This is a genomic window from Streptosporangium sp. NPDC002524 (genome assembly GCF_040295985.1).
GTDB lineage: Bacteria > Actinomycetota > Actinomycetes > Streptosporangiales > Streptosporangiaceae > Streptosporangium.
Window position 1 is genome coordinate 69252 of the sequence record NZ_JBEOWK010000004.1, and the last position, 13288, is coordinate 82539.

Sequence of the window (13288 nt, forward strand, 5' to 3'; positions counted from 1 at the left end):
GTGAATGCGCAAAAAATTGTACGCATCGCGCGGCGGATACTTAGGGAGCGGTCGCGGCCGCCTCAGTATCGCCGCGGCGGGCGGCGGATTCGGCCTCACATCCGGATCGCCGCGAAAGACGGGCATGGAACCCGTTGAGATCCGTATCGGGAGAATGGGACGATGAGGTATGGCTCCACTTCTTCACCGAGACAGAGAACTGACTGTATTCGGGGAGGCAATTGACGGGCTCCGGTCAGGAAGGCCGACCGTCGCGTCAATCCTCGGGGAGAACGGGATGGGCAAGAGCTCTCTGCTCGGCGCCATTACCGAGATGCTTCCCCAGCGCAGCCGGGTGTTACGGGCACGTTGCCACCCGAGCGAGAGTCATTTCGCCTACGGAATGGTCCGCCAGCTCTTCGACCCGGTGCTCGCCTCCGGCGAGCGGACCCGCAGGCAGTTCGACCGCGCCTCCGGCGGTGACGGCGCCGCGACCCACGACCTGCTGCTCAACCTGTTCCACCTCACCCGGGACCTGGTCGCCGACCATCCGGTGGTGATCGCGATCGACGACCTGTCCTTCGCCGACACGCCGTCGCTGCGGTGGTTCTCCTACATCGCGCGCCGCCTCGACGACCTGCCGGTGATGATGGTCGCCACGCTGCCGGGCAGCGTCCCGGCCGGGCTCGGCGCGGACCTGGGCAAGCTGCCGTACGCGCGGTTCGTCCAGCTCAGGCCGTTCTGCGCCACCTGCACGGCCGACTTCGTCGCGGAGGCGCTGGGCGCGCCGCCCGACGTGGAGCTGGCCGCGCTCTGCCACACGCTGTCGCAGGGCAACCCGCTGGTGCTGCGCGAGCTGACCAGCCGGATGCGGCAGGCCAGGGTGAGCCCGGGGGAGCCCGACGCCGACCAGGTGCTGGAGATCGGCACGGCCGCCCTGTCCGACACCGTGCTCGAATGGCTGCACAGTCAAGACCCGGTGGCCTCGGAGCTGCTCACCCAGCTCGCCGTGATGGGACCCGACACCGACATCACCGTGGCGGCGATCCTGCTGAGCCAGGGCGAGCCGCAGATCCGCCAGGCCCGCCGGACCCTCGTCCAGGCGGGCCTCGTCACGGAGGGGCCGCCGGTGCGGTTCCGCGACCCGCTGATCCGCGCGGCCGTGCTGTCGCGCATCGACAGCCAGACCCGGCTCGGCCTGCACGAACGCGGGGCCGCGCTGCTGGACAGGCTGGGCGCGCCGGCCGGGCAGACCGCCGAGCACCTGATGCTCACCGACTCCGACTGGGGGGTCCCGGTGCTGCGCAGGGCGGCCACCGAGGCGGTCGCGGCCCGCGAGTACGACGACGCGACCCGGTACCTGCGCCGCGCGCTGGCCTGCTCAGACGACCCCGCCACCATTCACGAGCTGACGTTGCAGCTCGGCATGGTCGAGCTGCGCCACGACCTGGACGCCTGCGTACGGCACGCCGAGGCGCTGGCCACCACCGCGCCCGACCCCGTCCGGCGGGCCAGGTCGCTGCTGAACCTGGCCAGCCCCGCGCTGGCCGCCAGCACGGTGGGCGTCAGGCCGTTCGTCACCGCGGCCCACGAGCTGGCGGCCGTGGCGGACCCGCCGAGGGAGCCGCTGCTGCGGCTCACCGCGCAGGGCGTGCTGTCGGGATACCGCACCGGGCTGCGCAGGTCGCTGCGGATGGCCGTGTCGGGCGTGCAGGACGCGGCGGCGAAGGAGTTCTCCGGCGCGCTGGCGGCGATGGTCGCGGCGGGCGGGCGGTACCCGGACACCGCGAGGCGGCTGGCGATGCGGGCCACCAGGGAACGGTCCCGCAGGGACCGGCCGGTCGGGACCGGCCTGGTGGGCGCCGCGCTGGCGTTCGGCTGGACGGGACGGCCGGAGGAGGCGCTGGCCGTGTGCGCCAGGATCCTGCAGGACGCCCGCACCTGGGACCAGCCCGATCTGCACGCGCTCGGGCTGCTCCTGCGGTCGGACGTCGGCCACCGGCGGGGCGAGCCCGCCGACAGCCTGCGGGACGCGCTCGACGCGCGGAAGGGGGCCGAGCTGATCGGCGCGCGGGTGCTCGCCACGGCGGCCCGCGCCTGCGGCGCGCGGGCCCTCGTCCGGCTGGGCCGCGTGGAGGACGCCGCGGCGCTGATGCGCGAGACGACGACCCCCGCCGACGCCCACCCCCTGGTCAAGAGCATGGTCCTGGAGGTCCAGGGGCTGATCGCGGCGGCGGACGACGACCACGTCACCGCGCTGAGCCTGTTCCTCGACTGCGGGCACCGCCTCTCCGCCCGCGGCATCACCAACCCCGCCTGCCTGCCCTGGCGCGCCCACGCCGCCGAGGCGTACACCGCGCTGGGCGAGCACTCCGCCGCCCGTACGATCGCCGCCGAGCCGCAGGGGAGCCGGGAGCACGCGCCGGACGCGCAGCCGTCGCACGCCAGGATCGTGCTCACCCCCGCCGAGCAGCGCGTCGTCGAGCTGGTACGGCAGGGCATGAGCAGCATGGAGGTCGCCGAGCGGCTCTGCCTGAGCAAGCGCACCATCGACACCCACCTGGGCCGTATCTACCGCAAGCTTGGCATCCGGGGGCGGCACCAGCTGTCCACCGCCCTCGGACTCTGACCTCTCCGGTCAGGGTGGTGCCATTGGTTCGGGTTGGTTCCTGGTCAGGGTGAGGGTCGCCGGTTCGGGTTGGTTCCGGTGGGCGTGGGGGCCGCCGGTTCGGTTCGTTCTTCGATCGACGTGGTGCTGCCGGTTCGGCTCGGCCTTCGGTCAGCGGGGGGTCGCCGGTTCGGCTCGGTTTTCGGTCAGCGTGGTGCCACCGGTTCGACGGCCTTGCCGATGCCCAGCCTCGGTTCGGTGACCAGGTACAGCCCGGTCGCGTCGTCGGCGTCCGGGTGCCCCGTCCCGCTCCCGCCCTTCCCGGTCCTCCCGCCCTTCCCGGCGTTTCCGGTCTTCCCGGTGACCAGCTCGCTGGCGAGCACCATCGCGTCCAGCGGGGCCGCGCCGCCGACGCGAGTGGCGTCGTCGAGGTCGGTCAGGCCCGAGGTGATCGAGGCGAAGGCGCCGTCGGAGGGCACAGGGGAGTCGCCCCCGCGCTTTCTCATCAGCTCCGGGTACTGGCCCCTGGCCAGGCGCTGGGCCAGCCAGAAGTAGCTGTTCCTGCCCCGGTACTGCTCGTAGAACCCGGCGACCATGGAGAACATCCGGCCGTAGGCGTTGCGGTAGTGGGACTCGTAGAAGCCCAGCGCCTCGCGTTCGGTGACCTCCCCGGCGTGGGCGGACAGGATGCTCGCGGCCGCCAGCATGCCGCTGTACATGGCCAGGTGCACGCCGGTGGAGAGCAGCGGGTCGAGGAAGCAGGCGGAGTCGCCCGCGATGAAGTAACCGGGGCCGCAGAAGCTGTCGGCCGAGTAGGAGAAGTCCCGCTCGACGCGGGCCTCGCCCTCGAAGCGGCCGTCCGCCACCAGCTCCGCCACCGTCTCCGACTCCGCGACCAGGGTGAGGAACATCGCCTTCTGCGAGGGGAACTCGGGCCTGCGGGCCAGGAAGTGGTCCTGGTGGGTGACGAAGCCCACGCTGTAGACGTCGCCGCTGAGCGGGATGACCCAGTACCAGCCGTTGAGGGCGGAGATCACGTTGATGCCGCCCCGTGGGGTGCGGGGGAGTAGGGCGCCGCCCCGGTAGTAGCCCCAGATGGCGACGTTGCGGAAGACGTCGTGCGGGCGCCGGTCGCGGAAGTGCTGGGACGAGAGCACCCCGGCACGCCCCGAGGCGTCCACCACGAAGTCGGCGGGAGACTCCCGCGGACGTCCGTCGTGCGTCCACTCCACGCCCATGGCGCGGTCGCCGTCGAAGAGGACCTTCCTCACCTGGGCGCCCTGGACCACCTCTACGCCCTGGTCGGCGGCGTGTTTGAGCAGGACGTCGTCGAAGTCGGCGCGGTCCACCTGCCAGGACCGCACCTGGTCGCCGAAGAGGTCGGGCCAGTTGATCGTCCAGTCGCGCTCCGCGCCCCAGCGGAGCAGCAGGCCCTCCTTGACCTGGTAGCCGCGGGACTCGATCTTCTCCCGGGCGCCGACGAGGTCGATGATGGCCCGGCAGGAAGAGGAGATCGACTCGCCGATGTGATATCGGGGGAAGAAATCCCGTTCCAGCAGGCGTACCCGGGCACCGGCCCGGGCCAGCAGCGCCGAGGAGATCGCTCCCGCCGGGCCACCGCCTATCACCACCACGTCAGGCGCCATGAAATGCCCCTCCCTTGCGAGAATTGCTCACTCCAGAATCATCGCAAGGGTGGGGGAATCTTGTTAATACGTATTTGTGCTCATCGTGATACGCATTTATCGACTAATTCAGGTCGGTGAGGTTCCCGTCGGTGAGGCCGAAGACCGCGCCCAGGGGATCGGCGAACAGTCCCGATTCCAGCGGGCGGGCCCCGGCGGCCAGGGCCGCCGCGGCGCCTCGGGTGTCCTCCGTGCTCCCGGCGTTTCCGATGCCCTCGGCGGCGTGGGGGACGCCGAAGAACGGCACCCAGCCGGTCCTGGACGATGGGCGGATCACGAGGGGCACGTCGCCGTACAGGCCCCGGTAGAACTCCTCCGCCGCGTCCGGGCGGGCGGTGTGCAGCTCGCAGGCGCACAGCGCGCCGGGCTCGTCGGCCAGGACCACGCCCTCGTCCCTGCCGCCCTCCCAGAAGCCGACCGCCGCGCCCGACGGGTCGACGGCCAGGCAGAGGCGGCCGTCCTCGCCCGCGGGCACCGGGCCCATCACGACCCGTCCGCCCAGGTCAACGACCTCCGCCCGGGTGTGGTCGAGGTCCTTGGAGGCCAGGTAGACGTTCCACGACGAGCCGGGCGCCATGACCGTCGGGCTGGGCCCGAGGCCGCCGATGATCTCCCCTCGCAGCGTGATGAGGTGGTAGCCGCGGTCGTTCTCCCTGGTGAACTCCCAGCCGAACAGGCCGCCGTAGAACTGTTTCGCTCCGGTCAGGTCGACGGTGACGTGGTCAACCCAGCAAGGTGTTCCCGGGCCGTACGAGGTCCGCCGGGGCATGGTGTCTCCTGGATCATGTCGTCGATGAGTGCCGCGGCCTCCTCGGCGCCCCCGAACTCCGGCATGAGCAGCCGGTAGCGGGGCGCGTCGGCCAGGTCCGAGGTGTTCGGCGGCCAGACGTGCGGCTGGAAGGCCCACGGTTCCAGCCTGCAGCGGTCGCCGTCCCCCTGGCAGAGCCTGACCAGCGTGGGCGGGGCGAGCCTGGCGGTGACGGGGACGATCGGGCCCAGCACTTCCGGGCGGACCAGGACGGACTCCCCGGCCAGCGTCGGCTGGGCCCGCCGCCAGGCGCCGGGGGCGGTCTCCGGGCCGATCAGGCCGCCGGTCCTGGCCGACTCCAGGGCGCTGCCGCGCAGGTCCAGCGGGGCGTGGAAGGGGAGGGTGTGGCCGGTGGACCGGTCGACCACGAGGAGCTGTCCCGACACCGGCCGCCAGGACCGGCCGGCCAGCGCGGCCGCCACACCGGCGCTGGGTGAGCAGGAGCTGCCGATCAGCGCGACCGTCGCGTCGTCCTTGGCCATGACGACGGCGCGCATCACCAGGAAGAGATGGTCGAGCACGGCGAACGGGGGGAGAGGGGGTGGCATGGTGCTCCATCCGCGGAACACGCGACGCTGCAGCAGCATCCCGTCGGGACGGTGGACCAGCAGCTCCCCGGCCGGCGACTTGCCGGTGAGAAGCTTCACGACCAGCTGTGGTTCGCCGCTCTCCACGAGGTGAGGGCCGAACAGGAACGCCAGGTCGCCGGAGCTGAGCTCGGTGAGCACCATGATGGTCATGCCGAAGAAACTCAACAGCAGGGGCAACTAACCCCCCTTACGGGTGTCCAACTGTAAACGCTTGTACAATAGCCTCAAACCCGATCTACTCTCTCAGATAATGTCAGTCCCGCAAATACTGCTTTTGCTGACATTTCCGGCTGCTCTAGCAGGGGAAGGTGCCCCGAGTTAGGGATTGTCCGAATATGGCATCCGGGCACCGTCTGCCGCAGCGTCTCCGCGTTGGTCACGAACGTGGGCATGTCCGAGTCACCGATGATCACCATGGTGCTCGCCCTGATCCGGGTCAGGTCCTCCGGCGGGTGCCGGTGCGCGCTGAGGGCGGCCATCGCCCCCGTGTCCAGCTCGGCCCAGGAGTGCCCGCCGATCACCGCGCGCAGCCGGGCCCGCAGCTCGGGGTGCGCCTCGGTGCCGCGGAAGATGTCCGGTGGGGAGCTCATCCACAGCTCGGCCATCTGCTCGCGCCCGCCGCCCGCCCTGCGCACCATCATGAGCTCCATGTAGCGCCGCCGGGCCGCCGGGTCGGGCGGCGCGCCGCCGAGGGTCGGCGCCGCGAGCACCAGGTTCCGTACGACCTCGGGCGCCTCCAGGGCCATCTGCAGCGCGACGCTGGAACCGAAGGAGAGTCCCACGACCCGGTCCGCCCGCTCGGCCTCGGCGATTTCGGCCAGCCGTAACGCGAGCGTCGGCAGGGTCGTACCGGGGCGCAGCGGTTCGGAGCCGCCGTGGCCGGGAAGATCCACGCCGATGTGCCGCCAGCCCGGCAGCAGCTGCCACAGCGGCCTCCACAGCGTGAGGTCCATGGTGTAACCGTGCACCCACAGCACCGCCGGGCCCGTCCCCGACCTGACGATTCGCAACCCGTTCACGCGGACTCCCCAAGGGCCACCGGCTCTCCTAGTGCGGGCTTCCCGAGCGCGGGTTTCCCGAGGGCCGGTTTCCCGAGGGCCGGTTCCCCGGAGGCGGGTTCCCCGAGGGACGGTGACCCGCCGACCGGTGACCCGAGAGATGGTGACCTGACGGGCGGTGACCCGCCGACCAGTGACCCGACAGACGGTGACCCGAAGGACGGTGACCCGCCGACCAGTGACCCGACAGACGGTGACCCGAGGGACGGTGACCTGACGGGCGGTGACCCGGTAGGCGGTGCCCCGTTGGCCGGTGACTCGACGGCCGGTGACTCGCTGGCCGGTGATCCGAAGGTCGCGCAGAACTCCCGGTAGGCCAGCACCGCCACGTCCCTGCCGTCGAAGCGGGGGACCGCCCGCGGGTTCAGCCGCTCCCAGATCGCCGCGTCCTCCGCGAGCGCGCGCTCGCTGCCGTGGATGAGCAGCGGCAGTTCCCCCCGCTGCTCCGGGCGGACCCCGATCGCCACCCGCGCCACGCACCCGCCCCCCTCGTACGGCACGGCGGCGGTGACGATGACCTGCTCCCAGCCCGGCGGCCCGAACCGGGTGACGACCACGCCGGGACTGTAGGCGCGGGCCAGGAAGCGCGCCCGGGTGACCTGCGGCCCGGAGGTGTTCCCCGGCTTCGCCCCCATGACGAACTCGCCCTCGATGACGAGCTCACCCTCGTCCCCGTCCCGATGCGCCATCCCGCGCAGCCTCGGCACCTTGTGCACCTCGGTGAAGTGGTCGATGTCGAAGGCGTTCTCCACGATCAGCGCCGGGTCGGCGGCCACCGGCCTGACCACGGCCGCCGTGAGCGGGTGGGTCGTCTCCAGCTCCTTGAGCGCCCTCGTGAGCCCCCGGTCGTCGTCCGTGCGGCCGGCGCCGTCCGAGAGCCGGACGAACACCGCCTCACCGGAGACGATCACGTGGTGCTCGCGCACCGACAGCCGCCCGGTGGACTCGCCCAGCGCGATCCGGCGGCCGTGGAACGGGCAGACCAGGCAGCCGCCCGAGAGCCGTCCCCCGTAGCCGAGATGCGCGCCTCGGTGCGGGCAGTCGGCGTCGAAGACGCGGATCCCCGTCCCGTCCCGTACGGCCACCAGCCGCCGGGTCCCGATCTCCAGGGGGGTCACCTCGGCCTCCAGCTCCGAGGTGAAGGCCGGGAGGTACCACCCCGAATGCGGTCGTTCCGAATAGGACGTCATCAGCCCATCGCCTCCAGGAGCCGGTCGGCGGCGATCGCCCCGCTGGCGATCGCCCCCTGAACCCACGGCGGTCGCGTTCCCGAGACCGTGGCCTCGCCCGCGAAGAACAGCGTGTCCGCGACCGGTTCGGCCCAGACGGCGGGGGCCCGCTCGGCGCCGAGCAGCGGCGCGGTGAACGCGCCCCGGCTCCACGGGTCGGCCCCCCAGTCGGCGACCTCCGTGTCCACCACCCGGGCCCGCGCGCTCCAGGGCAGGGCCACCGCGAGCAGCGCCGACAGGCCGGGACCGGTCGCGGCGCGCAGGCAGGCCGCCGCCGCGTCCCTGGCCACGATCAGCGCCTCGGGACGCCCCTCGCGGCAGCTCACGAAGCCACCGGCCCCGTCCGCGTCGAACACCGACGCCGTCTCCGGCGCGGGGACGGACAGGGTCGCGACGACGCAGCAGCCGTCCCCACCGGAGAGGGCACGCGCGGCCTCGGCCTTGTGATCGGGCAGATCCTTGACGGTGAGCGTGCCGTGGGCCACGACGGAGGGCGGCACCGTCACCACCACCCGTTCGGCCTCCACGGTCCCGGCCGGCGTCTGCGCGCCGACCCGTCCCGGCGACCAGCCGAGCACGTGGACGGGGCAGCCGGTGCGCACGTCGAGCCCCTCGGCCAGCCGTCGCGGCAGCAGGTCGAACCCGCCGGACACCACGAACTCCCCCCGCCCGGCGGTGTCGCCCCGCTGGGACTCGGCCACCCCCCGGGCGCTGAGCCGGCCGGGATCGGCGGCCCAGATCTGGCGGAACCACTCGCTCGCCACCGGGTACGGCCCGCCCCTGGCCCCGAGCCAGTCGTTCACCGACTCACCGGCCCCGGCGCCCTCGGCGTTCAGCCTGGCCTCCAGCGCCCACGGCGGATTCGGCGTGCGGGCCAGCGCCCCCATAGGACGGCCCACCCGCCCGCTGACCACCCTGGCCGCGGTCGGCCGCGGCGCCGTCTCTGTCCCCACGATCCCGTGGACGGGGTTACGGTCGCCGTGGACGACCTGCGCGCCCAGCTCCAGGGAGGGCCCGCCGTCCGCGGGCCGGAACGTCCGTATCCGGCCGCCCACCCGCGCCCTGGCCTCGACCACCACGGTACGCACCCCGGCCTCCGCCAGGCGGGCGGCGCAGGTCAGCCCACTGACCCCCGCCCCGATCACCAGGACCTCAGTACGCATCCCCGCCTCCCACGTCCGCGGGGAGAGCAGCGGAGTCCGCCGGAAGGGCGCCCGGGGTCGCCCCAAGGACACCCGAACCCGCCGGGACGGCACCGAGGTCCGCCGGAAGGGCGCCCGGGTCGGCGGAGAGATCGACAGTGTCCGCCGGAAGGGCGCACAGGTTCACAGGAAGGGCGCGCAGCCGCCGGGGGATCATGGTGGCGGCCCAGGCGGGGTTCGCGTCGGCCAGCGACGCGGCCGGGAACCGCCCGGCCAGCCGGGACAGCAGCACCGCCCCGGTCTGCCGGACGAGCTGCGCCGCCAGGCAGAAGTGCGGCCCCCCGCCGAAGGCCAGGTGCGGGTTGGGTGTCCGGTCGAGCACCAGCTCCCCGGGCCGGTCGAAGACGGCCGGGTCCCGGTTCGCGGCGGCGACGACCGCCAGCACCCGGGCCCCCTGGGGCACCTCCCCGCCGGGCAGTGTCACGTTCCCGGCCGCGACCCTCGCGGTGAACGGGATCGGCGCCTCCAGCCGCAGCAACTCGTCCATCGCCGTACGCGCCAGTTCCTCCCCGCCCTCGCGCAGCGCGGCGAGCGCCTCCGGCCGGGGCAGCAGCCAGTACAGCGCGTTGCCGATCGCCTCGGCGAGCGGCTGCCACCCGCCCACCACGGCGAGCCCGAGCACCCCGAGCATCTCCGGCCGGGTGAGCCGGTCGTCGGCGGCGAGCCGGGCCAGCGGGCTGGGCGCGGCGACCATGCAGTGCCCGTCCAGGAACCGGCTCAGCTCCGCCATGGCCGACCTGCCCAGCGCCGCCACCTGCGGCCCGGCCAGCGGGTCCAGGTTGATCGAGGCCGCCTGGGCGAGCTGCGCGAAGACCTTCCTGTCACGTTCCGCCAGCCCGAACAGCCGCAGGAAGACCGAGGTGGCGAGCGGGCTCCCGATCTCCCTGACCGCGTCGACCACGGTCTCGCCCGCGAGCCGTTCGAGAAGGTCGTCCACGTCGGCGGCGATCCCCCCGGCCACCGACGCGATCGCCGCAGGTCCGAGCAGCAGCAGTCCCGGCGCGCGCAGCCGCGTGTGGTCGGGCGGGTCGGTGGTGAGCATCGACGGCGGCAGCTCCTCGCCGCGCGCCCGCCCCTGCTGCCCGGCGCTCGCGGAGAACCCCCGGTCACGCAGTACGGCTGCGCAGTCGGCGTGCCCGGTCACCAGCCACAGCCGCGACATCGCGTCGTAGTGGACGGGGGCGCGGGAGCGCAGCCAGTCGTAGGCCGGATAGGGATCGGCCCGTCCCGCGGGGGAGAAGGGGTGGGACAGGTGGTCGGGGAGCCGGATCTGAGTGCCTGCCGTCACGCGTCAGTTTCCCTTGCTGTCGCTCGCCCGATCAGCCGCTTCCCGATCTCCCGATCAGCGGTCCGTCTGATCAAGCCTTGGTTCGATCAAGCGTTGGTTCAGTCAAGCGTCGGTTCGATCGACGGCCCTGTCTCTGTCGACGTCTCTGTCGACGTCTCTGTCGACGTCTCTGTCGACGTCTCTGTCGACGTCTCTGTCGACGTCTCTGTCGACGTTTCTATCGACGTCTCTGTCGACGTTTCTATCGATGTCTCTGTCGACGGCCTGCCCGATCAGGTGCTCGGGCCGATCACCGCACGCGCGCGCTGCGCCAGCCGAACGTCAGCGCGGTGAGCAGCAGCCCGCCCACCGCCCACAGCCCGAGGACGAGCGCGACGCGGCCGAGCTCCCAGCCGCCCGCCGGTTCCACGACGGTGAAGCTGTCCGGCAGGAAGACCGCGCGGAACCCCTGCGCCATCCACTTCACCGGGAACAGCGCGGCCGTGGTCTGCATCCACGCGGGAAGCTGGTGGAAGGGGTAGAAGACTCCGGAGATGAACTGCAACACCATGAACACAGGCGTCACGATCGCCGCGGCGGAACGGCTGTTCGGGATCGCCGCGCTGTAGGCGATCCCGGTCAGCGCGCACGTTACGGTGCCCAGCGTCAGCACCCAGGCGAGGGTGAACCAGCGCTGCGCGGTGCCGGGCAGGGGCAGCCCGAACGCGGTCACCGCGATGCCCAGCAGCAGCGCCATCTCCACCACGGTGGTCACCACGACCTTCACCAGCTTGCCGATGAAGTAGGCGGCCTTGGGCATCGGCGTCATCGCGAGCCTGCTGATGAGACCGGTGTCCCGCTCGATCGCGATGTTGATGGCGAGCCCGGAGAAGGCGGTGCTCATCACGCCGGCGGCCACGATGCCCGCCATGAAGACCTGTTTGAAGTCGGTCTCGGTGCCCTGCACCTTCCCGGTGAAGATCGCGCCGAACACCACCAGCAGGATCACCGGGAAGAACAGGGTGAAGACCAGCGACTGCCTGTTGCGGAAGAACGACTTCAGCTCGACCGACGACCGGGCGGCACTCGCCCGCCACAGATCGGCCGGCAACCCGCGGCCGGGCGCGGAGACGGATTCCATGACGCTCACCTGTTCCCCTCCGGCTGTTCCCGGTGCCGGTCGATGAGGTTGAGATAGATCTCTTCCAGGGTGAGCCGGTGCACGGTCAGGTCGGGCAGCTCGGTCCCGGCCCAGGCCCCCAGCAGGCTCACCAGCTGAGTGGGCTCCGAGGTCAGCACGGTGACCGGGTCACCCGCGCCCGCCGGCCCCGGTTCGAGCACCGCCCCCCTGGGCAGGTCGGGAAGGTCCCGGCCCGCCAGTGACTCGGAACGCCGGAACGACACGGTGGCCGGGGTCGTCTCCCGCCCGCCCAGCTCGCCCGGCGGCCCGCAGGCCACCAGCCGCCCGCCCGCGATCACACCCACCCGCGTGGCGAGCGTCTCGGCCTCGTCCAAATAGTGGGTCGTCAGCACCGTGGTGCGGCCGCGCCCGGAGAAGAACCGCACCAGCTCCCACGCCTCGCGGCGGGCGACCGGGTCGAGCCCGGTGGTGGGCTCGTCGAGGAAGATCAGTTCGGGGTCGCCGACCACGCCGACCGCCACGTCCAGGCGGCGCTGCTGGCCCCCGGAGAGTTCCGTGGTCCTCTTCTTCTCGTACGGTCCCAGGCCGACCATGTCGAGCACCTGCGTGGGCGGCAGCGGCCTGGGGTACATGGCGGCGAACTGTCTCACCACCTCACCCACGGTGAGATCGGGGTAGGCGCCGGTGGACTGGCTGACCACCCCGATACGCGCCCGCCATTCCCGCGGGTCCCTGGCCGGATCCTGGCCGAGGACCTGTACGTCTCCACCGCTCCGCCGCCGTACTCCCGTCAGTATTTCGACGGTCGTGGTCTTCCCCGCGCCGTTCGGCCCGAGGAGAGCGAACACCTCGCCCGGGTGCACCCGCAGGCTCAGATCGGTGAGCACCGTGTGCTCTCCGTAACGCTTGCTCAGACCGGTGACGGCGACCGGATCGTTTTCCGCGGCGGCGGAAGCCATCGACTTAATCCTCCGATGGAGACGGGAACGGGATTTTGTGAATCACGGCGGAAATCACGGCGAGAATGGCGCCGGAAATCAGGTGCAGCAGCAGCAGGGGCAGCAGCAGTAGTAGCAGGCGGCCATGTCGGCGCCGGCCGCGATGTCGGAAAGGTCGCCCTCGCTGAGCTCGGTGGCGTCGACCACCGGCGTCTCAGGGATGTGGAACTCGAACTGCCCGGTGGCCAGGCCCACCTCCCACAGACCGACCTGGACGTCCAGGTTGCCCTCCTCGTGCCCCTCGGGGATGTGCCGGACGATGACGATCTCGGCGTCCTCCGGGACGACCAGCCCGGACTCGGCCAGCGCGGCACGCGGGTTCGCGGTCAGCCGGGCCGCGTACTCCTCGTCCGACCAGGCGGTGATGAGCGTGCGGGTGTAGGCGTTGATGAATTCCGCGCGCTCCTGCGGCTCGAGTGCCATGCGATTCTCCCTCTCGGGTGTTTGCCGCCGCTTTCTGCGTCGGCAACTGAAATGGACTCTCGCATGCCGGGCGGCGCATACCAAGACTTAATTTATTCGCCATTCATGTAAGTATTGATACCTTCTTCGACGCGGTGTTACATTAGCAGCATCCCACAGTACGGATGGAATCATCAATAATACTCAATACGTATATCCGGCACCCGTGAATACGTAATGGAGATACTTAGGCACGTTGAACGGAGGTGTCGGTGACCACTACCGGCACGCGGTTTCCCCCCGGCCCGTCCGGCCCGGTGG

At 71.7% G+C, this 13288-nt stretch carries 11 protein-coding genes; 1 reads left to right on the forward strand and 10 read right to left on the reverse strand.

The features are described from left to right. The first annotated feature begins 169 nt into the window (after window positions 1-169). Window positions 170-2608, forward strand: coding sequence for an ATP-binding protein (locus ABT053_RS07365; RefSeq protein WP_350968025.1), 2439 nt, complete (start codon window positions 170-172; stop codon window positions 2606-2608). 185 nt (window positions 2609-2793) lie between these two features. Here ABT053_RS07365 and ABT053_RS07370 read toward each other — a convergent pair whose 3' ends face one another. The 10 genes from ABT053_RS07370 to ABT053_RS07415 all read right to left on the reverse strand — a co-directional run bounded on the left by ABT053_RS07370 (window position 2794) and on the right by ABT053_RS07415 (window position 12988). Then, the gene (locus ABT053_RS07370) at window positions 2794-4233 is read right to left on the reverse strand and encodes an NAD(P)/FAD-dependent oxidoreductase (protein WP_350968026.1); all 1440 of its coding nucleotides are present in this window, start codon (window positions 4231-4233) and stop codon (window positions 2794-2796) included. Window positions 4234-4336: 103 nt separating this feature from the next. Next, complete coding sequence (locus ABT053_RS07375; protein WP_350968027.1) at window positions 4337-5041, reverse strand: VOC family protein; 705 nt, start codon at window positions 5039-5041, stop codon at window positions 4337-4339. Beyond that, on the reverse strand, window positions 4975-5847 hold the full coding sequence (locus ABT053_RS07380) for a hypothetical protein (RefSeq protein ID WP_350968028.1): 873 nt from the start codon (window positions 5845-5847) through the stop codon (window positions 4975-4977). Before ABT053_RS07380 ends, ABT053_RS07375 begins: the two co-directional genes overlap by 67 nt. 47 nt (window positions 5848-5894) lie before the next feature. After that, window positions 5895-6689: an alpha/beta fold hydrolase gene (locus tag ABT053_RS07385; protein ID WP_350968029.1), complete on the reverse strand. Its 795-nt coding sequence runs from the start codon at window positions 6687-6689 to the stop codon at window positions 5895-5897. Beyond that, the gene (locus ABT053_RS07390; RefSeq protein ID WP_350968030.1) at window positions 6686-7918 is read right to left on the reverse strand and encodes a Rieske 2Fe-2S domain-containing protein; all 1233 of its coding nucleotides are present in this window, start codon (window positions 7916-7918) and stop codon (window positions 6686-6688) included. The genes ABT053_RS07385 and ABT053_RS07390 overlap by 4 nt, the downstream gene beginning before the upstream one ends. Continuing rightward, entirely contained in the window at window positions 7918-9120 is a 1203-nt protein-coding gene (locus tag ABT053_RS07395) for a flavin monoamine oxidase family protein (RefSeq protein ID WP_350968031.1), read from the reverse strand. The genes ABT053_RS07390 and ABT053_RS07395 overlap by 1 nt, the downstream gene beginning before the upstream one ends. Beyond that, complete coding sequence (locus ABT053_RS07400; RefSeq protein ID WP_350968032.1) at window positions 9110-10447, reverse strand: cytochrome P450; 1338 nt, start codon at window positions 10445-10447, stop codon at window positions 9110-9112. The genes ABT053_RS07395 and ABT053_RS07400 overlap by 11 nt, the downstream gene beginning before the upstream one ends. Window positions 10448-10736: 289 nt before the next feature. Beyond that, window positions 10737-11567, reverse strand: a complete 831-nt coding sequence (locus ABT053_RS07405) for an ABC transporter permease (protein WP_350968033.1) — start codon at window positions 11565-11567, stop codon at window positions 10737-10739. 5 nt (window positions 11568-11572) lie between these two features. After that, window positions 11573-12526, reverse strand: coding sequence for an ABC transporter ATP-binding protein (locus tag ABT053_RS07410; RefSeq protein ID WP_350968034.1), 954 nt, complete (start codon window positions 12524-12526; stop codon window positions 11573-11575). A gap of 78 nt (window positions 12527-12604) precedes the next feature. Next, complete coding sequence (locus ABT053_RS07415) at window positions 12605-12988, reverse strand: hypothetical protein (protein WP_350968035.1); 384 nt, start codon at window positions 12986-12988, stop codon at window positions 12605-12607. Window positions 12989-13288 lie beyond the last annotated feature (300 nt).

What these genes read in the sequence shown, in the direction of transcription:
- ABT053_RS07365 (WP_350968025.1), top strand. Translation starts at nt 170, where the DNA reads ATGGCTCCACTTCTTCACCGAGACAGAGAACTGACTGTATTCGGGGAG.
- ABT053_RS07370 (WP_350968026.1), bottom strand. Translation starts at nt 4,233, where the DNA reads ATGGCGCCTGACGTGGTGGTGATAGGCGGTGGCCCGGCGGGAGCGATC.
- ABT053_RS07375 (WP_350968027.1), bottom strand. Translation starts at nt 5,041, where the DNA reads ATGCCCCGGCGGACCTCGTACGGCCCGGGAACACCTTGCTGGGTTGAC.
- ABT053_RS07390 (WP_350968030.1), bottom strand. Translation starts at nt 7,918, where the DNA reads ATGACGTCCTATTCGGAACGACCGCATTCGGGGTGGTACCTCCCGGCC.
- ABT053_RS07395 (WP_350968031.1), bottom strand. Translation starts at nt 9,120, where the DNA reads ATGCGTACTGAGGTCCTGGTGATCGGGGCGGGGGTCAGTGGGCTGACC.
- ABT053_RS07405 (WP_350968033.1), bottom strand. Translation starts at nt 11,567, where the DNA reads ATGGAATCCGTCTCCGCGCCCGGCCGCGGGTTGCCGGCCGATCTGTGG.
- ABT053_RS07410 (WP_350968034.1), bottom strand. Translation starts at nt 12,526, where the DNA reads ATGGCTTCCGCCGCCGCGGAAAACGATCCGGTCGCCGTCACCGGTCTG.
- ABT053_RS07415 (WP_350968035.1), bottom strand. Translation starts at nt 12,988, where the DNA reads ATGGCACTCGAGCCGCAGGAGCGCGCGGAATTCATCAACGCCTACACC.